Origin of the sequence: Mucilaginibacter sp. P19 (assembly GCF_050632265.1) — a bacterium.
GTDB lineage: Bacteria > Bacteroidota > Bacteroidia > Sphingobacteriales > Sphingobacteriaceae > Mucilaginibacter > Mucilaginibacter gossypii.
Window position 1 is genome coordinate 5509925 of record NZ_CP192586.1, and the last position, 23401, is coordinate 5533325.

The window sequence follows — 23401 nt, forward strand, 5'->3', positions numbered from 1 at the left end:
AACAATTGCGCCATAGCAGCCGTTAGAGCCAAATTGACAGGCAAATGTAAGGTTTTGTGCCGAATGCCGAAAGGATAATGCTTTAAACCGTTATGCGTGGATGTAAGATTGACATTACGGTGTTTGTATTTGTTGTTGCTTGGCTCAGAATGTCTGAACTCGAATTAAACGAATTAAAGAATTTTCGGAATTTGCCTGGCATCCGGTTAATTCATTAAATTCTATAAATTTAGGTTCAGAAGCTCACACCCCGTTGTCGTGAGGGCACGACAACGGGGTAAAAACTGATCTCCAACAATACTACTCTATTCCGTTTTCAAACTTTTTACCGGGTTCATTGAAGCTGCTTTTATACTTTGATAACTTACGGTGAGCAGCGTTATGGCGATAGCTCCTATTGCGGTGAGGCCAAATATCCACCATGATAAATCGGCCCGGTATTTATAATCCTGCAGCCAGCCCTGCATAAAGTAATAAGCTGTTGGTATGGCTATCAATAATGATACCGATACCAGAAGCACAAATTCCTTCGACATTAATTGCCATAGGCTAAATATTGAAGCACCCAGCACTTTGCGTACACCAATCTCCTTAGTGCGTTGTTCGGCCATGAATGATGCCATACCAAACAAGCCCATGCAGCTGATAAAAATGGCCAGCAAGGTAAAGAACCCGGCGAGTTTGCCTATGCGCTCTTCGTTGGTGAATTTACGGGCATACTCTTCGTCGGTAAACTTATATTCGAACGGGCTGCCGGGCGCATATTGTTTAAAAACTGACTCAATTTTGGCAATAGCATCGTGGGCGCTCATTTTGGGGTTTAAACGGATATCCACAAGCCCGCCCGGATCATTATCCAGCACAAATATCGATGACTTAACCGGCTCATATGGCGACGACATCACCATATCCTTTACCACGCCTATGATCTTGAATTTTTTGCCCCAGTCGATTGTTTCACCTACAGCGTGCTTAAAATTCATGAAACGGGCGGCAGTTTCGTTTACAATCATGCTTGACGAATCGCCTGCATTATTGCGTTCAAAATCGCGGCCTTCAATTAACTTCCACTGGGCAACCTTGCCAAACTCCGGACTAAGGGTTATCGTGGCGAAGTCATCCTGTAAACCGGCAGGTTTTCCCCGCCAGTTTAGGCCGCTGTTATTGGAGTACACAGCAGTAAGCGGGCTACCAGACTCGGCAATTTCAATAATAGCCCCCGATTTAAGCAGATCGTTCCTTACGGCTTCAAAATGTTTATGAATTTCATCGGTACGCATATCTATCTGTACCAACCCCGTACGCTCATAACCGATAGGCCTGTTTTTGGTGAACTGCACCTGCCTGAACACGATGATGGTGCCGATGATTAGCGTAACCGACACAGCAAACTGCAGTACCACCAGTATTTTACGCGGCACTGCTGCATAGCGGCCGGCCTTGAATGTACCCTTCAAAACCTTAACCGGTTGAAAGGACGACAGATAAAATGCCGGGTAACTACCGGCAATTAGCCCTGTGATAATGCTGAAACTTAAACCCAGCAGCCAGAAAACCGCGTTGCCCCAAAGAATGTGCATGGTTTTATCGGCTACGCCATTGAACCACGATAGCGTAAGCTGCGCCAGTAAAACCGAAATTAAAAATGCGAACAACGCTAATATTACCGACTCGATAAAGAACTGGCTGATCAGCTGGCTCCTTAACGAGCCTACCGTTTTGCGGATCCCTACTTCCTTGGCCCTTTTCTCACTACGGGCGGTACTCAGGTTCATGAAATTGATACAGGCCAACATCAGCACAAATACGGCGATAATGCCAAACATCCATACAAATTTGATATCGCCGCCAACATTAAAGCCATCTTTAAAGCTCGAGTAAAGGTGCCATTTACTCATTGGATGCAGAAAAACTACCGGTTTAAAGCTGGCGCCAACGTCGTCTCCCTGCGCTTTAATCGCATGCAGTTTAAGATCTTTGATCTCGGCCGATACTTTTTTGGCGTCGATACCAGGCTTCAGCTGAGCAAAAATTTGCCAGGAGTTATTGCCCCAACGTGTTTCGGCCCGTTTTAACCATGCGGCGGTAGTTATATATAAATCCCATGGCGCTATGAAACCCAGCTCGCGAAACTCGGAATTATGCGGCATGTCTTCATAAACGCCGGTCACTTTAACATTCCATACATTATCAATTTTGATGGTTTTAAGCATCGGATCGGTACCACCAAACAAAGCCTTGGCCAATGTTGCCGAAAGTAAAACAGATGATGGATCTTTCAAACCGTCACGTGTGCCCTTCAGCATTTTTAAAGTAAGCAGATCAGGCGCTTCGGCCTGCATGTAGCTTCCCTCCTTAGTCAGCTTTTTTCTCCATAGGCCATGATGTGCCCATAATTCCAGGACGAAAGCACCACGTATTTAAAATCGTGCTTATAGTCGTTCCGCAACTTATAACCCAGAGGTATAGGCATAGCCGTTTGCGAGCCCGTTACTCCATTGAATGTTTGATTTTGCCATACCTGAACTATCCGGTCGTAATTATCGAAGTTTTTATTGTACGATAACTCGTCCCAGATCCACAGGCCAATAAGCATCGCTACCGCCATACCTACCGACAGGCCTGTAATATTGATAAGCGTATGTGCCTTGTTCTTAACAAGGTTTCGCCACGCAACGGTTAAATAGTTTTTAAACATTTACCCCTCCTAACCTCCCCAAAGGGGAGGGATCTTTAATTTAATTAATAATTTATTAGCCCTCTCCTTTGGAGAGGGTTGGGTGAGGTTTTATTCACTCCTCAAATTCTTAACCGGGTTTGCCAGCGCCGCTTTTATGGCATGATAGCTTACCGTTAGCAAAGTGATTAAAACAGCGCCAACTCCTGATGCAGCAAAGATCCACCAGGTTATGGCTGATCTATACTCGTACCTGTGCAGCCAGTTGTTCATGTAATAATAAGCAGCAGGTATCGCTATAAACAGCGAAATAGTAACCAATACTACAAATTCTGTCGAAAGCAATCGCCACAGGTTGACTACCGACGCTCCGAGCACCTTGCGTACGCCAATTTCCTTGATACGTTGTTCGGCAACAAATGAAGCCAGGCCGAATAAGCCAAGGCACGATATAAATATAGCCAGCACCGCAAATATGGTAGCGAGGTTGCCGATCCGCTGTTCGTCCGAAAACTTGCTCGCGTATTCGTCATCATTAAATTTAAAATCAAACGGGCTGCCGGGGTTATATTTTTTGAACACCGGTTCTATCTTTTTTAAGGCTTCCTGCATGGGCATGGTTGGTTTAACCCTCAGCGTTATGAAATTAACCCAGCCCGGTAACATCATAAATACCGTAGCTACAGTTTTTTTGTAAGGCGATTCCATCACCATATCCTTCACCACGCCCGTAACAACATGATCCTGTTTGTTCCACCTGATCACTTTGCCCACCGGGTTTTTAATACCACTCATTTTCACTGCCGATTCGTTGAGGATAAAGGCACCGGTATCCGTTGGGAAGTTTCTTGAAAAATCGCGGCCCTGGATAATTTTCCAGCCTACGGTATGCCCAAAATCATAGGTTGTAGCAACGGTACCAAAAGTTGGATCGAAGCCTGCGGGCTTGCCCTCCCAATCGAAGCCTCCGTTATTTGCCCAAATCTCTGTGGTGGTACTGTTTGATTCGGCCATATCCTCAACCGCGCCGGTTTGGATCAGGTCGTTACGCATGGTTTCATAATGTCCGTAAATTTCAGGAGTCTTCATCTCGAAAGAAAGTAAGCCCGCACGCGAATAACCGACCGGCCTGTCTTTAGCATACTGGATTTGCCTGAATATGACAATGGTACCTATAATCAGCGCTATGGATACCGTAAACTGCACAACAACCAAAACCTTACGCGGCAGAGACGCAAAACGGCCGACCTTGAAAGTGCCCTTTAAAACCTTCACCGGCTCAAATGATGAAAGGTAAAATGCCGGATAACTGCCTGCTATGACGCCTGTAAATAAAGTAAAACCCAAAGCCAGGAGCCAAAACCAAACATTGCCAAATGGCATACCTATTTGTTTATCAGCAATATGATTAAATGATGGCAGCGCAATCAAAACTATACCAAGTGTAACTATCAGCGCCAAACAGGCAAATATTACCGATTCGCTCAAAAACTGGTTGATGAGCTGTGAGCGCATGGAGCCGATAGACTTTCTGATCCCCACTTCCTTAGCACGTTTCTCACTTCGGGCGGTACTCAGGTTCATGAAATTGATACAGGCCAGCAACAACACAAATACCCCAATAATACCAAACAGCCAAACCATTTCAATAAGTCCACCAACAGGTTTGCTGTTTTTAAAATCGCTGTACAGGTGCCATTTGCTCATGGGGTGCACCTGTATACTTTCATCATTCATCTTGAAATGTGGCTTGGTAATGTTCCTGATCTTAGCCGATACTTTATCAAAATCCACGTTATCGGCCAGCTGAACAAACAATGAGCAGCCATGATTATCCCATGCTCCCGTTTGCGTGCCCCACCAGTTGTTTTTATTAAAAAAAGGCATCAGGAACTTTGTTTCATAAAATGAAGTATTGCGTGGCAGGTCTTCATATACGCCGATAACTTTTAAGTTTGTTTTATTATCAGCTTTGATAGTTTTATTGACCGGATCGGCATTGCCAAACAGCGCTTTGGCAATTGATTGAGATATAACTATTGATGAAGGATCCCTAAACTCGGTATAACTGCCTCTTACCATATTCAATGCAAGCATGGCCGGCAAATCACCCTCGGCCCAGGCCCCAATTTGTGATATCTTTTTATCACCTACTGTAAGAATATGCGCCCCACCCCAAAAAAGCGAGGTGTGTTTAAAATCGCTGGCATACTTAGTACGCAATTCGGCACTCAGCGGCACCACGGTAGATCGAAAAGTAGGCGTTTCGCCATTTGCCGTTTGTGTAACCATAATCTGCCCCATGCGGTTGTAGGTGCTATGGTACTTATCAAACGATAGCTCGTCCCAGATCCAAAGACCGATAAGCATGGCCACTGCCATCCCCACCGATAAACCCGCAATGTTAATAAAGGCATGCACCTTGTTTTTAACAATATTACGGAACGCGATTTTGATGTAATTCTTTAACATGATTATAGTTCATTGGTTCATTGGTATTTGCAATCATGTCATTGCAGCGCAGTGCAGCGTAGCAACCTCGTCGTGCTTAACTCGACCGCGTTGCATGGCGTTTATGCATTAGTTACGAGATTGCCGCGTCGCGCCTATTCGTTACTCAGCCTGCTCCTCGCAATGACATAGATTATATTATTTCTTTAATTCCGAAATCGAACATCCGAATTCCGAAATCTTCCTAACCTCTAATCTCCAACCTCTAACCACTCTATTCCGCCTTCAAGCTCTTCACCGGGTTCATCCTCGCGGCTTTTATGGCTTGTGTGCTTACCGTTAACAGAGCTATTACCATAGCCAGCACACCGGCCAGGGCAAACATCCACCAGCTTATAGTTACCCGATATTCAAATGCCTGCAGCCATTTGCTCATGCCCCACCAGGCTATTGGTATAGCTATCACGAGGGCTACCAGCACCAGTTGTACAAAATCTTTCGACAGTAATTGTACAATACCCGTTACACTGGCACCAAGCACCTTACGTACGCCAATTTCCTTGCTGCGCTGTTCGGCGCTGAAAGCTGCCAAACCAAACAAACCAAGGCAGGAGATCACTATCGCCATCAATGTAAATGAATTGATGATTTGCGACAGCGTAACCTCGGTTTCATATTGCTTTTGAACCTCAGTATCTAAAAACGAATATTCAAACGGTGCATCAGCAATGTCCTTGCGCCATAGCGCTTCCATTTTGCTCAGTAACGATTTATAGTTTTTGCTATCTGTTGATACCACCATCACATTAAATTGCCGCGGATCATTACGGTAAACCAGCATAAACGGTTTTACTTCCATATGCAGGGAGTTGTAGTTAAAATCCTTCATTACACCGGCCACTTCAACAAAGCTTACCGGATCGGGCGCATATTGCGTATAAAGCCTGGTACCGGGAGCAGCCTGCGGACTAATTCCCAATCTTTTACATAAGGTTTCATTGATAAGTACACGGGTAGTATCGCCAATACGGAAATCTCTGCCTGCAATTATTTTGATGCCGTTGGCTTTGGCAAAAAACTCATCAGTATTAATATTTTGTGCATCCGTTGCGGTGGTCATGTTGCCGCCTGCGGTATAAACACCATGATCATGTGGTACAAACTGGCTCAGGTAATTATCGGCATTACTTACTGTTTTAACCTCGGCCATCTGCCTTAAATCATTTGCAAAATTTTTCATTTTGCCTTGAGTAGTACCGGTATAAAAATTAAAGATGAGCTTTTGATTTTGGTCGAAGCCAAGGTCTTTATTCTTTACGAAATTGAGCTGACTGTAAATCACGATAATACCTGTTATAAGTACTATAGACAGCACAAACTGAAACACTACCAATGATTTACGGATCCCTGCTGCCGAAATATGACTGGTAAAATTCCCTTTGATTACCTTAATAGCCCTGAACGCCGATAAATAAAAAGCCGGATAGCTCCCTGCCACAAAACCGGTAACCACAACTATACACACCAGCATTAGCCAAAGCTTATAATTGCTAAAAAACGATAAATGAATATCTGTATGCGTTACCTGGTTTAAATAAGGCAGCAGAATTATAAGCATTGGTAAGGCTATTGCCACACCAATGAGCGTTAGCATAAATGATTCGCCTAAAAACTGTTTCATCAAATCACCCTGGCCGGCGCCTATTACTTTGCGTACACCAACCTCTTTGGCGCGTTTTGATGCACGCGCTGTTGAAAGGTTCATGAAGTTGATACAGGCCACTACCTGTATCAGTACAGCCACCAATATCATGATGTACAGGAATGCAGGATCAAGCGTTTTGGTTAGCTCATGCTCATGCCCCGGCGTTGTATGAATGGTAGTTACCGGCTGCAGGTGCAGCGACTTTTTCATGCCGATAGCCTTCAATTGGTCGGCGCCATATTTATTCAAAAAGTCCGGAAGCTTTTTCTCAAGAGCAGCAGCACTGGCATTGGGGCGTAACTTTACATAAGCGTATAAAAAGTTATTACCGGCCCATGCAGTATTTTGCCGTACGTACTGCCCAAGGCCACCACTGTTCATGGCCATAAACATGCTTACTTTAATGTGCGACTGTCCGGCGCTTTCGTCTATCACCCCCATAACCTTAAAATCATGTTTGCCGAATGAATTATCGATAGAGATCATTTTCCCTATGGGATTCTCGCTGCCGAAAAGCTTATCAGCTACCGGCTTCATTAATACAAGGCTGTAAGGCTCAGCCAGCACTTTATTAACGTTGCCGCTAACAAAATGAAAGTTAAACACATCAAAAAAGGTAGAATCCACATAAGCAGCATCCTGCTGATAAAATGATTTTTCTTTGTAGCGTAACAGGTGCTGCTTGGCGCCAAAACCCTCAGTAGTAACTAACCGGGTAAACTGCAAAACTTCACCGAAATCGTTTTTCATAGCCGGCGCAATAGGCGGCGAACTTGCAGCGCCGTCATGTTTATCGCCGGTTAGCTCGAGCGTAGTGATGATACGATAAATATCCTTAACATCTTTATGTTGTTTATCGTAACTGTACTGATCCTGCACATACAGCAAAATGTAAAGGCAGCAAAGTGTACCCGTAGCCAGCCCTACTATATTAATTAAACTAAAGGTTTTGTTTTTCAACAAAAACCGCCATGCCGTTTTTAAATAACTTTTTAACATTTTAGTTGATTCAATGGTTCATTCAAATATGTCATTGCGAGCGATAGCGTGGCAATCGCACGGAAGCAGAGCAGCTCTGTATAGCATGCGATTGCTTCGTGCCTCGCAATGACATGAATTATTATTTTCTTAATTCCGAAATCGAACATCCGAAATCCGAAATCAAAACTACTCCGCTTTCAAACTCTTTACCGGGTTCATCAACGCGGCTTTAATGCTTTGATAGCTTACTGTAACCAGTGCTATCATAATTGCTACCACACCTGCAAGGGCAAACATCCACCAGCTAAGCTGTACGCGATAGGTAAAATCCTGCAGCCATTGGGTCATTGCATAATAGGCTATCGGTGTTGCAACCACGATGGCAACAAACACCAGCTTTACAAAATTCACAGATAGCATAGTGGTGATATTACCAACGGTTGCGCCCAGTACCTTGCGAATCCCTATTTCCTTGCTGCGCTGCTCGGCCATAAAGGCGGCTAAAGCAAACAGGCCAAGACAGGCTATAATAATGGCCAATACCGCGAAACTTGTGAAAATACGCCCCATCCGTTGCACATCGGCATACATACTGGCAAAGCGTCTCGTCCATAAAAGTATAGCGGATGGGCTGGTTGGGTGCAAACTGTTTCCAGGTCGCAGTGATTTGGTCGAGCGCTTTTTTTACATCACCGGCTTTTATTTTTACCGATACTATCGATTCGCTTGAGCTTAAGTGCATCACCAATGGCTCAATACCATCGCGCATCGAGTTAAAATTAAAATCCTGCACCACGCCGATAATTGTTTTACCCGGGCCATAGTTAACTATCTTTTTCCCTATCGGATTTTTAAGTCCGAGTTTGTTGGCCATCATTTGGTTAATGATCACCGCCTGCGAGTCGGCTTTCATATCGGGAATAAAGTCGCGGCCAGCCACCAGTTTAATGCCCAGTGTTTTGAGATAATCATGATCCACATCCCAAAACTGGCCACCTACAGTAGGATCAATCTTTTCTCTTCCCTCAATAAAAAATTGGTTGCCATTACGCTTAGTGCCCGAAACCGGTAAAAAATCGCTGATAGATGCACTTTTAACTGTGGATAGCTTCAACAATTCGCTTTTAAATGGCTTCACCTGGTTATCAAGCGTGTTGGTACCCTGTATCATCACCACCTGGTCTTTCTCAAAACCTACTTTTTTGTTAAGCAGGTATTGCATCTGGTTATAAATAACTACCGTACTGATGATGAGAATAATAGATGTGGCAAACTGGAAAACCACCAGCACATTACGCAATACCGAACTTTTACTTCCGGCACTTAAATTACCTTTAAGCACTTCGGCTGGTTTAAAGCCCGAGAGGTAAAAGGCCGGGTAAATGCCCGCCACAATGCCAATTAAGAATGCCGCTGCCAACACTACCGGCACTAACCACCAAACCGCCCATGGCATAACAAGCGATTTAGATGCCAGCGTATTAAAATACGGCAGTAATGCCCAGGCTAATATCAGCCCTAATACAAACGAGAAAAAGCTATACAATAATGATTCGGACAAAAACTGCCTGATCAAACCACTTCGCTGCGAGCCAACTACTTTACGTAACCCAACCTCTTTGGCCCTGTTAGCCGATTTGGCTGTGGATAGATTAACAAAATTAATACAGGCAATAACCAGGATGAAACCTGCTACCGCACCAAATAACCACACAAAGCGGATATCCCCGTGCGACATACCATCGTGAACATCATACGAACGCAGATTGATATCCTTTACATTCTGTACCATCAAGTTAAACAAACTCATTACCCTGCTGGCCCGTTTATCGCCGTTACGTGTCATGCTGGGGATGTAATAATTTTTCAGGATCCCATCATTCACCTTTTTATTAAACTGTGCTATGTTGGTGCCGGGTTTCAGCGCCATATATATATGATAATTATTTGCATCCCAGGTTGCCTGCTCGCCATTCCAGAATTCGACACCGGCAAGGGTGATGAAAAACTTAAAATCGTGCAAATGCGAATTATTGGGGATATCCTGCATTACCGCGGCTATTTTAAAAGGTTTGGTTTTGTTATTGTTTAGGTACATTACCTTACCTACCGGGTTTTGACCGGGGAAGTATTTATCGGCCTTGCTTTTTGAGATCACCATACTCAACGGCTCGCTTAAGGCATGTTTTGGGTCGCCGTAAACCATGGGCAGGTTTAAAATATCTATTAGCCCCTGGTCGGCATAGGCAAACCCTTCTTCGTGGGTATTATCAGCCTGGTCGGCACGCTTTAACTCATTTGCGCCGGCTCCCCAAAACAGCGAGTTTGGCATTAAACGCCCTGATTTCTCTACTTCCGGATAGTCCTGTTTGATCACCTTAGCCATCACCGAAGGCCAATCAACACCTTTTTCATCTACCGAACCATCGTGGTAGTGCCCAAGCAAGCGATAAATATTGGCGGCATTAGGGTAACTTTTATCAAAACTCAACTCATCGCGAATGTAGAGGGCAATTAGCAAACAGGCCGCAATACTAAACGCAAAGCCACCAATTTTAATAGCAGTATACATTTTTTGCTTGCGCAACTGTCTTAAGGCAACCTTCAGGTAATTTTTGATCATGGCTATGCTGTTTAAAAATGGCGTATGCTGTTGTAGCTTTTCAGTCTTATAATTACGCTGTAGTACTTTCACTTGCTTAACCGGGCGCACCGCTGCAAGTTCCGGTGCCTTTACACCTTCAATATCTTTAATTTTTGCCTGGATTTTACTGAACAAAGCCGAACCATTGTCTGCCGGCTTTTCTTCTCCATCATCCCACCATTTCGACATGAGCTTTAGCTGACTATGCAATTGAGGATTTTCGGCCAGCAAAGCGTTTAGCTCAGCCAACTCCCTTTCCGAAGCTTCATTGGCCAACTTCTTTGAAGCCAGGTTCCAAACGTCGTCATCTAAGTTCATATCTCACAGGTTGTCAGTTTATTGATAGGCAGTACACTACTGTTTGGATAGATAAAAGCCATGCCATTTATATAAATATCTTAAAATCAATAATTTAGATAAAAATCGTCGTTATTACTGTACGATAGCGTACATCTGGTGTTCGGTTTTAAGCAGAGTCATTTCCTTCCTGAACAAGTATGATAACACCAGCTGCAAACAGAACGTCTTTAACCAATCATTGGCGTAACCCCTGTTTTTTTAACAACTTGAAATACAGTAATTTATTTAACAAAATTCCAATTTATGTTAACCCTATTAACCCCTTCCGCCCTCAGCTGTAGTAAGTGTTGTGCGGAGACCAGGGCCGGGCTTACTTGTGCCTTCCTTTCAAAAATCAGTCACTCCCCGTAACATAATCCCGTCCGGCGCGTCATAGGTGATTTACGCACAAAACATTTTGGCTGGCGGGGTGTATATTTGAAAATTTACTATCCTTAACAGCTTGTAAAAAGCAAACTTTTTGTACCATATATGACTGATCGCAAATTAATTACAAAACTCATGCTGTCGTGTGTGCTTACCACAGCTATGGCAACTGCTTACGGGCAGCAAACTCCTCCACCGGAAAACCCGGCACTAAAAATTTACCGGGCCGTACCAACTAAAATCAACGATCTCATCCACACCAAACTTGATGTTCGTTTCGATTACAAAAAACGTTACCTGTATGGCAAAGAATGGGTTACTTTGAAACCTCACTTTTATCCAACCGACAGCTTAAGGCTCGACGCTAAAGGCATGGACCTTAAAAACATCTCGGTGGTAAAAAATGGCAAAAACGTCCCGCTTAAATTTACTTACCAGGATAGCCTTTCGGTAGCCATTAAACTGGACAAGGTTTACCGCAACAACGAAAGCTATACCATTTACATTGATTATACTGCCAAGCCCAATGAGCTGAAAGCTAAAGGCAGCGCAGCTATTAACGATGCCAAAGGCTTATATTTCATCAATCCCGACGGCACGGAAAAAGATAAGCCAACCCAGATCTGGACCCAGGGTGAAACCGAAAGTTCATCGGCCTGGTTCCCTACCATTGATAAGCCAAGCCAAAAAACTACCGAAGAGATCACGATGACTGTGCCTGCAAAGTACGTAACCCTATCAAACGGTAAACTGACTGCTCAAAAAACAAATGCCGACGGTACCCGTACCGATACCTGGAAACAGGAGCTTCCACACTCACCATATTTGTTTATGATGGCCGTTGGCGATTTCAAGATCTATAAAGACAAGTGGAAAGATAAAGAGGTAAGCTATTACCTTGAGCCTAAATACGCCCCTTACGCCAAAGAGATCTTCGGCTTTACCCCGGAAGCTATCGACTTTTATTCAAAAACCCTGGGTGTTGATTTTCCATGGGTTAAATACTCCCAAATCGTAGTTCGTGATTACGTGAGCGGCGCCATGGAAAATACTTCGGCTACCCTTCACGGCGAATATGTACAGGCTACCCCCCGTGAGCTGATAGATGCCAACTTTAGCAATGGCCGCAGCACTATTGTGCACGAGCTGTTTCATCAATGGTTTGGCGATTATGTTACCGCCGAAAGCTGGAGCAACCTTACCGTAAACGAATCGTTTGCCAACTTCAGCGAAACCATTTGGGCCGAGCATAAATACGGCAAGGATGAAGCCGATGCCCATAACTATGCAGATATGCAAAGCTATCTCCGTTCGCAGGGGGCCAGCACCAAAAACCTGGTGCGTTTTTACTATGCCGATAAAGAGGACGTTTTTGACGCTGTAACCTACCAAAAAGGTGGCCGCATCCTGAACATGCTCCGCAATTATTTAGGCGATGCCGCCTTTTATAAAGGCCTTAATATCTACCTTAAAACTAACGCCTTCAAAAACGGTGAAGCCCAGCAATTACGTTTAGCATTTGAGGAAGCCAGCGGCCAGGACCTTAACTGGTATTTTAACCAATGGTATTATGGCGCCGGTCACCCGATACTGAACATCAGCTACAAATGGGACGAGGCAACTAAAACCGAAACCGCTTACCTGAAACAAACCCAGGATGGCCAAACCTTTAAACTGCCAATGGCTATTGATATTTACCAGGGCGGTAAAAAAGTGCGCCACAAAGAGTGGATGAATGACAAGGTAGATTCTATCAGCTACCAACTGACCGGCAAACCTGATTTGGTGAATGTTGATGCCGATAAAATCCTGTTAACCAAGAAAACTGACAATAAAACAATTGACGAGTTTTCATTCCAGTATTTCAACGCCCCTAATTACCTCGACCGTTACGAGGCTATAGAAGCTGCTGCATCAGATCAAACCCGTCCGCAAGCACAAAAAATCCTAATCGCGGCTTTAAAGGATAAGTATTATGGCCTCCGCATTAAAACCATCAGGGCATTAAATCTCACCAAAGATGACGTGCGTAATGCAGCCCAGCCAATATTAATCTCATTAGCTCAAACCGATAATAACACGCTTGTAAAAGCAGCTGCTATAACTGCATTAGGCAAATTGAAAGCGAGCGGTAACATGGCTTTGTTTACCCAATCCATATCGAGCGAATCATACGCTGTACAGGGCGCTGCCTTAAACGCCATAGCACAACTTGACCCGGCCAAGGCATTAAGCTTAGCCAAAGGCCTTGAAAAAGACAACAAAGGCGCGTTAACTGCCGCTATCATGACTTTATATACAACTAATGGTAATGATGCTGAATGGCCATTTGTTTACCATGCGTTTACCGAGGCAGGGATTCAGGAAAAGTTCAATTCCCTTAAAAACTTTGCTGACATGACGGCCAAAGTGAATAAGCCTGAGTACGCTCAACAAGGTATTGAAGAGCTTAAAAACGCCGGCATTAAATTTAAGGTTTACGGAGCAGCACCATTTATAGTAACCCAACTGGAAGGTATCAAAACCTCGCGTACTACTATGAAAGACGATGCATCGGCAAAAGCTGCTGACGATGCTATCAAGGCTGTGAATGATGCTAAATAATATATAAGCATCTAAAAATAAAAGGACGCCTTTTATCGGGCGTCCTTTTATTTTTAGTTTAAAGCGATGTGATTGAGCTTAAGGCCTAAAGCCAAAAGCTTTTTGACTGTTGGCATTATTTAGCTTTCAGCTTTTGCGTTCGGCCTTAAGCTTTGAGCCTTCGGCTTTTCGCTCTTTATTTTACCAGTGTACCAATATCTTCGCCTTTGGCAATTTTCATAAAGTTACCTTCCTTGTTCATATCAAATACAATGATAGGCAGCTTATTTTCCTGGCAAAGGGTTATGGCGGTCATATCCATTACATTCAGGCCTTTATCATATACTTCCTGGAAGGTGATCTCGTCGTAACGGGTTGCACTTGGGTCTTTTTCCGGGTCGGCAGTGTAGATGCCGTCAACGCGGGTACCTTTCAATACCACATCAGCTTTAATTTCAATAGCGCGTAATGAAGCGGCAGTATCAGTAGTAAAGTAAGGATTACCTGTACCGGCTCCGAAGATCACGATCTTGCCCATTTCCAGGTGGTGCATAGCACGACGACGGATGTACGGCTCACAGATCTGTTCCATTTTAATGGCCGATTGCAGGCGGGTTTCCACACCAATGCTTTCTAAAGCATTTTGCAGCGCCATACAGTTAATCACCGTTGCAAGCATACCCATATAATCGGCCTGCGCACGTTCCATACCCGATTTTTCAGCACTTAATCCCCTGAAAATATTACCGCCTCCAACAACTACCGCAATCTCGATACCGGCATCATAAACGTTTTTAATGTCATGAGCATACTGCAAAACCTGGTTGTTATCAATACCATATTGCCTTGCGCCCATCAGCGATTCGCCCGAAAGTTTCAGTAATATTCTTTTGTATTTCATTTGGTGTGATTTGCTAATAATAGAAAAAGATGAAACCTGCTTTTGTTTATATCAAGAATTGATAAAGCTCTGTTCATACGAGAGTAGTTCGCCAAAAATAGCGAATAAATTTCAGTGTTAAAATTTTATGTTGTCTTTGTTAAAAAATCACCCTTTAGTATAGTCCCAAGCACTTCAAAATCAGCATTAAAAATAACGAGATCAGCATCAAAGCCCTTCTCTATTTTACCCTTTTTTGTTTGCGATGCTAGCTCGGCGGGATATAATGAAGCCATATTTACGGCCTCAGCCAGGTCAATACCGGCCAATTTAACGCAATTTTCAACTGCTTTAAGCATGGTAAGGTTTGAACCTGATAAAGTACCATCGGGCATGGTATACCTGTCACCCCTTAGTTCATGTTGATAAGCTCCTTCTTTGGTTGAAGTAACAGCATCAGTGATCAGGAAAAGCTTGTCGCCAAGCTCACGTTTGGCGAGGCGGATCATAGCAAAATCAACGTGGATACCATCTGCTACAATACTGGTATATGGCCTTTCCTCAAAAATTGCAGGGATATAACCGGGCTCACGATGGTGCATGGATGGCATAGCATTAAACAGGTGGGTTACTGCCTGCACCGGTTTCTTTAAAAATGATTTGCCTTCGGCATAAGTAGCATTACTATGGCCGGATGATATGATGACACCCTGCTCATATAAATAATTAATTACCTCCTGATCCTGCAGTTCGGGCGCAATGGTGATCATCTTGATAACACCATCGGCCTTTTCGAGCCAGGTTTTAACCTCAGCAAGGGTGGCTTTCTTGATAAACTTTTCAGGGTGAGCGCCCTTTTTTGCAGGGTTTAAATAAGGCCCTTCCAAGTGCAATCCCCAGAAAGCCCCCTGCTTTTTTGGCTATAGATCTTAGCCGCTTCAATACCAGTTTCCACAATATCATTGGTGTTGGTGCCGATAGTGGCAAACACGCCTATAGTTCCCTGGTTCAGCAGGTCATTCTCCAATTGTTCAAGCGCCTCAACGGTAGGTGTACCGGCAAAAAGCTTACCGCCGCTCCCGTAGATCTGCAGATCGATAAATCCCGGGGCAAGGTATGCGCCGTTCAGGTTTTTCTTTACCGCATCCGCTGGGATAGCGCTTTCATCAATTACATCGGTAATGGTACCGTTTGAAATTAAAACGGCTTTGCCCTCGGCAATAGTGCCGGTGGAGATGAGTTTGAGGTTGTGGAGGGCGAGGATAGACATGATTGATCAATATAACTTTTAAACCAATACATTTTAAAGCGAGGGGTGTGCAATTCCCCTCTTGAGAGGGGTGGAGGGGTGTGTCTGTCCGCTTGTACAAACGCACCCCTGCAAACGCGCTTTCCCGTCGCGCCCCCTCTCAAGAGGGGAAGCAAACAGTTGTTTCGATAACGAAACAATATCGCAAAAAAATCCCCCGATTTTCATCGGGGGATAATATGATTAAGCTCCTAAAGCTACTCGCTTGAAGGCGGTTACTGTAAGGCCTTTTTCAACTGAGTCAAGGAATTGTGAAATGCTCTTAGACGAATCTTTCACAAACTCCTGGTTTAACAGGGTTGAGTCTTTGTAGAATTTATTCAACTTACCTGCAGCAATTTTTTCAACCATTGCTTCTGGTTTACCTTCTGCACGGATCTGCTCTTTAGCAATTTCAAGCTCACGCTCAATTACTGAAGCGTCAACACCATCTTTATCCAAAGCGATAGGGTTCATAGCAGCAATTTGCATGGCTACGTCTTTACCGGCTTCTTCGGCACCTGCACCATCAGCACTTAATGCTACCAATACACCTAAACGGAAGTTACCGTGGATGTAAGCAACAACTTTTTCACCGTTAACAACTTCATATTTAGATACGCCGATTTTCTCACCGATTTTACCTGTTTTTTCGATGATTGCATCACCTATTTTAACGCGGGCAGTTTCAACGTCGATTTCAAGGGCGTAAAGCTCTTCAATTGAAGCTGGTTTTGCTTCAACAGCTTTGTTAGCAATTTCATTTGCAAAAGCGATAAACTCAGCATTTTTAGCTACGAAGTCAGTTTCGCAGTTAAGCTCGATGATAACACCGGTTTTAAAATCTTCAGACGTACGTGCAATAACAACACCTTCGTTTGATTCCCTGTCCTGACGGCTTGCTGCAACTTTAGCACCTTTTTTCCTTAAAAAATCGATAGCTGCTTCAAAATCACCGTTAGTTTCGGTTAATGCTTTTTTGCAATCCATCATACCGGCACCGGTTTGCTGGCGCAGTTTGTTTACGTCGGCTGCAGAAATTTGTACTGTAGACATGTTTTTTTGAGTTTTAAGATTTTTTATATCGGGTTACAAGTTACCGCTATGGTGTTATAATACTGTAACCTGCAACTATTTTTAATATTAAAAATCTCCCACCCCTTGCTGAGGTGAGAGAATTAATATATTTTTTGTTGTTCCCTTAAAGGGTTAACAAGGAAGATTATTCTTCTGTTTCAGCAGCCGGAGCTTCAGCTTCGCCTTCAGTAGCTACTTCAGCAACTTTACGGGTTCTTTTACCGCCTTCGTTAACTTCAGGAGCATCAGCTTTAGCTTTTGCAGCTACTGCTTCTTTTTCAGCTTCGTCTTCTTTCTCACGTTTGCGCTCATCTAAACCTTCTTCTATAGCTTTGATGATGATGCTGGTGATCAAAGAGATTGATTTTGTAGCGTCGTCATTCGCAGGGATCGGGAAGTCGATGTTTGAAGGATCAGAGTTGGTATCAACCATAGCAAATGTAGGGATGTTCAACTTCAATGCTTCTGAAACCGCGATGTGCTCTTTCTTAACGTCGATCAGGAATAAAGCAGCCGGTAAACGGTTCAAGTCAGAGATACCACCTAAAAGGGTTTCTAATTTGATACGCTCACGCTGAATCATCAGACGCTCTTTTTTAGAAAGGTTGCTGTAAGTACCGTCTTTAGTCAATTTATCGATGTTTGACATCTTTTTGATCGACTTACGTACAGTAGCAAAGTTAGTTAACATACCACCTAACCAACGCTCGGTGATGTATGGCATGTTTACGCTTTTCGCATAATCAGCAACGATATCTTTCGCTTGTTTCTTTGTAGCTACGAATAATACCTTACGGCCTGATTTTACAATTTGTTTTATAGCTGCAGCAGCTTCTTCAACCTTAGTTAAGGTTTTATTTAAATCGATAATGTGGATACCGTTACGCTCCATGAAAATGTACTGTGACATTTTCGGATCCCATTTGCGGGTAAGGTGACCAAAGTGTACACCAGCGTCCAGTAAATCCTGATAAGTTGTTCTTGCCATTTTGTTGTCCTCCTTTGATTAACGTTTACTGAATTGGAATCTCTTACGTGCTTTCCTGCGACCTGGTTTTTTACGCTCAACCATACGGTCATCGCGGGTCATTAAGCCTTTAGCACGTAATGCCGGTTTCTTTTCAGCATCAAGTTCAACAATAGCTTTAGCGATAGCTAAACGAACAGCTTCTGCCTGTCCTTTTACACCACCACCTGCAACGTTTGCTTTAACATCATATTTTCCGGTGCTACCAGAAACCTCAGTGCTCTGAGTTACGATATATTGCAATGGCAAAGTAGGGAAATACTCTTTGTAATCTTTACCGTTAACGATGATCGCACCATTTCCTTCTGTAAGGTAGATGCGGGCAACGGCTGTTTTTCTTCTGCCTGAAGTGTTAGTTGTTGGCATTTTTTTCTCCTTAAAAATTAAAAATTAAATGGCTGTTGGGTTTTGCGCTGCATGAGGATGCTCAGCACCTGCATATACATGCAAATTGCCGAATAATGCTTTACCCAAACGATTTTTAGGTAACATACCACGTACCGCTTTCTCGATGATGCGGGTTGGATGTTTCGCCAATAACTCCTTAGGAGAAATAAAACGCTGACCACCTGGATATCCAGTGTAACGAACATAAACTTTGTCGCTTAGTTTGTTGCCGGTCAGTTTTACCTTGTCTGCGTTGATAACGATCACATTATCACCACAGTCTACGTTTGGGGTGAAATCAGGCTTGGTTTTACCACGGATGATCATTGCGATCTTCGTAGACAAGCGCCCCAAAATCTCGCCTTCGGCGTCAACAACAACCCATTGTTTGTTAACGGTTTTTTTGTTGGCTGAGACAGTTTTGTAACTTAACGTATTCACTTGCTTTAAATTAAATTGTTTAAACGTTTATTATACCCCGTATTTTCGGGACTGCAAAGATAGGGTTAATTATCTTATTAGCAAATAGATTTTAAGGAAAATATTGTAGCATGATTAAAGGATTGTCTGAACCGGGATTTGGGGAGATTCAGGGATTGCCAGGGTTTTATTTTGTTTGAACAGGCAGAAACATCCCGACAATCCTTAAATCCTAAAAATCACGGTTCATAATGGTATTGCCTCCGGCCCTGGCCATCCGTTCATACGCCTGCAGGCCTTACCGCATTGGCCGGTATACGCTACCTTCCCCAACTCGAAAATTTTCACTTGGCCAAAGCAAAATCCAATACCTCATCAGCAGGTGTTAGCGGGTTATCCTTTACCATAAAATCTGGCATTACCGGGTGTTGATCATTAGTATTACCATTGGCCCTGATAAATTGCTTGGTTGAAGTAGTAAAAGTAAACCCGGTGTTAGGCAGTTTTAAAAAATCAGTTCACCATAATCATTGGCCGGTTCGCCTGATGGTTCACCGACCAATGTAGCCAGCTTATAATCCTGAATGGTATTGGCCAGCATGTTGGCACTTGAAAAAGTATGCGGGCCAATCAGCACCAAAACGTTCCCTTTGAATAACAAATCATTAAATATTGGCCGGGCAGGTTTATCACCGCTATTTGATATAGTAGTACCATTAATGGCATTAAAATAATAAGCCATCGTTTGTGGCCCTTCTCCCTTTAACTTTTCATTAAGCTGATCTTTGTACTCCTGGCTTACTTTCCACTTCACACCTCCTGTCATCCGGAAAGGCCTATCGGTAATATAGCCTAATAGCATTTCGGCTAATGCCGAATTACCTCCTCCATTTTTTCGCAAATCGATGATCAGCACCTTGGCTTGTTTGTTTTTAATGGAAGTAAAGCACGAATCTAAAAACCGTTTAAATACAGCCGGTTCAGCTGTAAGTGTATTCAATGCTAAATAGGCTTTATCCGTATTCAAAAAATCAAATTGATGATCTGCAATTGGTTTAATCTTAGGCAGGTCTTTCGCTCTTGCAGCAATATTGCTTCTGAAATCTGCCCATGAAACCGGGTTTACTACTGCACTATCTACCTGATTGTTGCGTAGGTAACGGATATGCCATGGCCCGTTTACTCCATACAAATGCAAATACACGATGAGGTTACGACAGATATCAAGAGCCTTATATTGCGGCAGACCGCCCGCATAACCACCCAGCTTACCCATCAATTTCTCTGTAGTAATTCCATTGATGCTGATGATGGCATCGCCCGGCTTTAGTTTATCTCCCGCGGAAGCATCAAGCCTCACAATAAACTCTGAGCCGTTAAACTCTCTTATCAGTACAGGAAATAAAAGATTTCCCCCAGCCTTCAATTCGCCAACTAACGATTCGGGATAGTTAAACACACTATGCCCTTCATTCAATGCGCCTATCAGCCTTGCCATAATTGGCCACGCCTCTTTTGCTGTCATACCATCGTGCAGGCCGGCAAGCACACTATCAATGAGCCGCGAATAGGAAGCCTTACTTATGCTGTGATACATATCAGGATGTACGTCGGCAACCGTGGCAACCAGGTATTTTACATCTTCGGCTAACTGATGTTTTGAGTAGTGTTTTTCTGTAGCAAGAGTGTCCCGTTTTTTTGCAGACAAGCCAACAACAGGCAACACCATCATTAGTAATAAGAGTAAAGGCAGCTTCATATCAAACATGATGCGCAAAATAGCAAATTGGTTGCAAGCAGCTTCTTAATTACTTGTAATCAGTCATTCGGCAGACAGCCGGCACTTATGGAATTTTTATTTTGTAATAAGTTTTTTACATTCAGATGATATAAATATATTAGCAGGAACACTAATTAATTCCTGAATAATTGGCTCCCGCTGCTTACCGGCTCACCTTAACCTTGATTGTACTTTTAAGTACCTGCAAGTTGTTTGCCCAAACACTGGCCGATCCGGTTGATTCGCTGCAATCGCAGGTAGACGCCAATGGAATCTTAGCTTCCATATTCAGCGGCAAAAGCAGCAAACCTGCCGCAGCTACCGAACAGCTACGAAATCGTACCTATTGGTCGGTATTGCCATCGGCCGCTTATAACCCAAGTGTAGGTTTTGCGGGAGGGGTGATCTCATCAGGAGGAAAATACTTTGGCGATCCTTCAACTACAACCCTTTCGGTAATTAATGCGGGCTTTTACCTGTCAACAAGCGGGCTCTCTACTTTTGAGTTTAAACAAAACGCTTTCTCGGCCGAAAACAAGTGGAACCTGCAGGGCACTGTACAAATTGGGAAAACCGTTGCCATGGACAACGGCCTCGGCACCGGCAGGCGCAGTTTTGGTGAAGGCAACTTTTTCATGAACAACACCCATTTTGAAAATAATCCTGATGCATTCCCTATCCGTTATGTATATATCAAAGCCAATGAGCGCATCTACCGTAAACTGGCACATCATATATATGTAGGTGCCGGGCTAAGCTTTAATTATTACAGCCATATAGATGATGACCGCAAAGACATTCCGCTATCAAAAACTCATAATTATCGCTATAGTATCCGTAACGGTTTTCCTGTTAACTCGTACCAGGCTAATGGACTGCTGTTCAATTTCCAGTTTAATAACCGCGACCAGCCCAACCGGCCGTTCAGGGGTATTTATGCCGATATTGTTTTGCGGAGCAACCAAACCTGGCTGGGCAGCAACCGCAATGCCATGCAGGTAAAGTTTGAATTCAGGAAGTATTGGAGCCTGTCATCAACCCACCCCGAACATGTTTTTGCGTTGTGGCACTGGTCAAACTATTTGTTGAGCGGGGCGCTGCCCTACCTTGAATTGCCCGGCACCGGCAGCGATGCTTATGGCCGCATTGGCAGAGCATTTATTATAGGTAGGTTTAAAGGCATGTCATTTGTATATAACGAGGCCGAATACCGTTTTCCGCTAACAAGCAACAAATTACTTAGTGGCGTTGCCTTTATCAATGCAGAAACAGCAAACAATCAGCAACGCATAAAACTATTCAGGTATTGGGAACCCGGCGGCGGCGCAGGGCTGCGACTGTTGTTTAATAAATACACGCGCTCCAATCTATGTATTGATTATGCCAGGGGAACTTATGGTTCAAGTGGGTTCTTTTTGGGACTTAACGAGGTATTTTAGCTGTAAACAGGCTGCGATGATAAGTACACCGTTATAACTGGTGTCATTTTTGTACTGGAATCTTCTGAACAAGCAATCTACCTTAAAAATGCGCACTCCGTTAACCTCACAACTACTTGGCGACCTGATTGAAAAAGGCTACGAATATGTATTGGTAAAGATCAACCTGAACCCACAACAAGATGAGGCTGTCGACATAACACTTGTACCAATAAAAGAAAAACCGGAATTAAATAAATTACCAGCGGGCTTTGAAACTTTTTACCGCATCACCCGCGAGCCCATGCAACTGGTTTGCGGTGTCGACAATACCAGTATTTTCATCGAATATCAAACCTTTGATGACACTATAACCAGCCAGGACCTTTTCGATGACACTTATTTTAGGATGAGCGAGGACTTTTTCAGGCAGGTGTTGGACAGCCTAGAAGATTACGCGGTGATCACTACAGATAAAAATGGTGATATTAACAGCTGGAATACCGGCGCCCAAAAAGTGCTTGGCTACACCGAACAGGAAGTATTAGGCCTAAGCGCCCGGATTTTTTTACTCCCGAAGATATTGCTGAAGGTAAACCCGAAGCCGAATTAAAAAAAGCGCTGAGCCGGGGCAGGGCTATTGATGAGCGTTATCATGTACGCAAGGACGGCACACGTTTCTGGGGCAGCGGGTTGGTTTTTCCGCTGTTTGATGAACAGCACAATCATCGTGGTTTCACTAAAATCATGCGTAATCAACGGGAAGAGCAGCGATCAAAAGAGCTTGGCATATAAAACAAAAGAGGTGCTCAAATGAGCACCTCTTTTGTTTTATATCTTTTCGGGAAAAAGGATTAAGCATTATAGCTTACGCCGTGATCTTCTTCAACCTGTGGGTTAATGAATGGTGAACCTTTGGTAAAGCAACCTACAATTAAAAGGTAAGCACCAAAAACTAATTGAGGTAAAACCATTTTATCAGAAAAAGCATAAACCCAAGGCGAGCAAAACAGGAACGAGCCCATAATTACGTCACCTACATTGTGCATAACCATCGGGAATTGTTTGATAAAACCCATTTCGTTTTTAGCGAAGATAGCCATGATCAACTGCAGCCAGCCAATTATCAGAGGCAGGAATAAAGCAGCGCCACCAACATGCAGGGTACCACCAAAAGTCCACAAAGTTGAGATCATTAACAGGGCTACAACGTAGTTTAAAAATCCGTAAGTTTTGGTTGAGATGAAGCCTTTCATTTTTATAGCTTATTTATAAAGTATCAGTATAAATGATTTATATCTAAATTTTGTGCCAAAGGTAAACATTTGCATGGCTTAAGCACAGTAAATTTAAAAAA

Annotated in this window: 18 protein-coding genes; 3 read left to right on the plus strand and 15 right to left on the minus strand. The window is 43.5% G+C overall.

What is annotated here, in order from left to right:
- Positions 1-305 precede the first annotated feature (305 nt).
- From ACQ86K_RS26960 to ACQ86K_RS26985, 6 genes are all read right to left on the minus strand, one after another.
- Positions 306-2342 carry an ABC transporter permease gene (locus tag ACQ86K_RS26960; protein WP_431199098.1) on the minus strand — a complete coding sequence of 679 codons (2037 nt, stop codon included), beginning with the start codon at positions 2340-2342 and terminating at the stop codon, positions 306-308.
- 17 nt (positions 2343-2359) lie between these two features.
- Positions 2360-2698, minus strand: coding sequence for a hypothetical protein (locus tag ACQ86K_RS26965; RefSeq protein WP_431199099.1), 339 nt, complete (start codon positions 2696-2698; stop codon positions 2360-2362).
- 90 nt (positions 2699-2788) lie between these two features.
- Positions 2789-5149: an ABC transporter permease gene (locus tag ACQ86K_RS26970; protein ID WP_091165218.1), complete on the minus strand. Its 2361-nt coding sequence runs from the start codon at positions 5147-5149 to the stop codon at positions 2789-2791.
- 253 nt (positions 5150-5402) lie between these two features.
- On the minus strand, positions 5403-7832 hold the full coding sequence (locus ACQ86K_RS26975; protein ID WP_091165215.1) for an ABC transporter permease: 2430 nt from the start codon (positions 7830-7832) through the stop codon (positions 5403-5405).
- A 168-nt stretch (positions 7833-8000) separates the two neighbouring features.
- The gene (locus ACQ86K_RS26980) at positions 8001-8306 is read right to left on the minus strand and encodes an ABC transporter permease (protein ID WP_431199100.1); all 306 of its coding nucleotides are present in this window, start codon (positions 8304-8306) and stop codon (positions 8001-8003) included.
- On the minus strand, positions 8245-10776 hold the full coding sequence (locus ACQ86K_RS26985; protein WP_431199101.1) for an ABC transporter permease: 2532 nt from the start codon (positions 10774-10776) through the stop codon (positions 8245-8247). The genes ACQ86K_RS26980 and ACQ86K_RS26985 overlap by 62 nt, the downstream gene beginning before the upstream one ends.
- Positions 10777-11319: 543 nt before the next feature.
- Between ACQ86K_RS26985 and ACQ86K_RS26990 the strand changes: the two genes are divergently transcribed.
- Positions 11320-13788 (plus strand): M1 family metallopeptidase, encoded by a 2469-nt coding sequence (locus ACQ86K_RS26990; RefSeq protein WP_091166912.1) that lies wholly within the window; start codon positions 11320-11322, stop codon positions 13786-13788.
- Positions 13789-13963: 175 nt separating this feature from the next.
- On the opposite strand, the gene pyrH is transcribed toward ACQ86K_RS26990, so the two are convergent.
- The 8 genes from pyrH to ACQ86K_RS27030 form a co-directional block, all read right to left on the minus strand.
- Positions 13964-14668, minus strand: coding sequence for a UMP kinase (pyrH, locus tag ACQ86K_RS26995; protein ID WP_090529473.1), 705 nt, complete (start codon positions 14666-14668; stop codon positions 13964-13966).
- 125 nt (positions 14669-14793) lie between these two features.
- Entirely contained in the window at positions 14794-15534 is a 741-nt protein-coding gene (nagA, locus tag ACQ86K_RS27000) for an N-acetylglucosamine-6-phosphate deacetylase (RefSeq protein ID WP_431199102.1), read from the minus strand.
- The gene (locus ACQ86K_RS27005) at positions 15516-15917 is read right to left on the minus strand and encodes a hypothetical protein (RefSeq protein WP_431199103.1); all 402 of its coding nucleotides are present in this window, start codon (positions 15915-15917) and stop codon (positions 15516-15518) included. Before ACQ86K_RS27005 ends, nagA begins: the two co-directional genes overlap by 19 nt.
- A 222-nt stretch (positions 15918-16139) precedes the next feature.
- Positions 16140-16991, minus strand: coding sequence for a translation elongation factor Ts (gene tsf, locus ACQ86K_RS27010; protein WP_091165207.1), 852 nt, complete (start codon positions 16989-16991; stop codon positions 16140-16142).
- Between the two features lie 166 nt (positions 16992-17157).
- Positions 17158-18000, minus strand: coding sequence for a 30S ribosomal protein S2 (gene rpsB / locus ACQ86K_RS27015; protein WP_091165203.1), 843 nt, complete (start codon positions 17998-18000; stop codon positions 17158-17160).
- 18 nt (positions 18001-18018) lie between these two features.
- The gene (rpsI, locus tag ACQ86K_RS27020; protein ID WP_090529485.1) at positions 18019-18405 is read right to left on the minus strand and encodes a 30S ribosomal protein S9; all 387 of its coding nucleotides are present in this window, start codon (positions 18403-18405) and stop codon (positions 18019-18021) included.
- A 24-nt stretch (positions 18406-18429) separates the two neighbouring features.
- Positions 18430-18867, minus strand: coding sequence for a 50S ribosomal protein L13 (gene rplM / locus ACQ86K_RS27025; protein WP_090529488.1), 438 nt, complete (start codon positions 18865-18867; stop codon positions 18430-18432).
- 484 nt (positions 18868-19351) lie between these two features.
- Positions 19352-20614 (minus strand): S41 family peptidase, encoded by a 1263-nt coding sequence (locus tag ACQ86K_RS27030; RefSeq protein WP_431199104.1) that lies wholly within the window; start codon positions 20612-20614, stop codon positions 19352-19354.
- A 194-nt stretch (positions 20615-20808) separates the two neighbouring features.
- Here ACQ86K_RS27030 and ACQ86K_RS27035 point away from each other — a divergent pair, with 194 nt between their 5' ends.
- Complete coding sequence (locus ACQ86K_RS27035) at positions 20809-22065, plus strand: BamA/TamA family outer membrane protein (RefSeq protein WP_143020722.1); 1257 nt, start codon at positions 20809-20811, stop codon at positions 22063-22065.
- A gap of 88 nt (positions 22066-22153) precedes the next feature.
- Entirely contained in the window at positions 22154-22657 is a 504-nt protein-coding gene (locus ACQ86K_RS27040; protein WP_431199105.1) for a PAS domain S-box protein, read from the plus strand.
- A gap of 241 nt (positions 22658-22898) precedes the next feature.
- Here the strand turns inward: ACQ86K_RS27040 and ACQ86K_RS27045 are convergent, their stop codons facing one another.
- Entirely contained in the window at positions 22899-23300 is a 402-nt protein-coding gene (locus tag ACQ86K_RS27045; protein ID WP_091165187.1) for an SPW repeat domain-containing protein, read from the minus strand.
- Positions 23301-23401 lie beyond the last annotated feature (101 nt).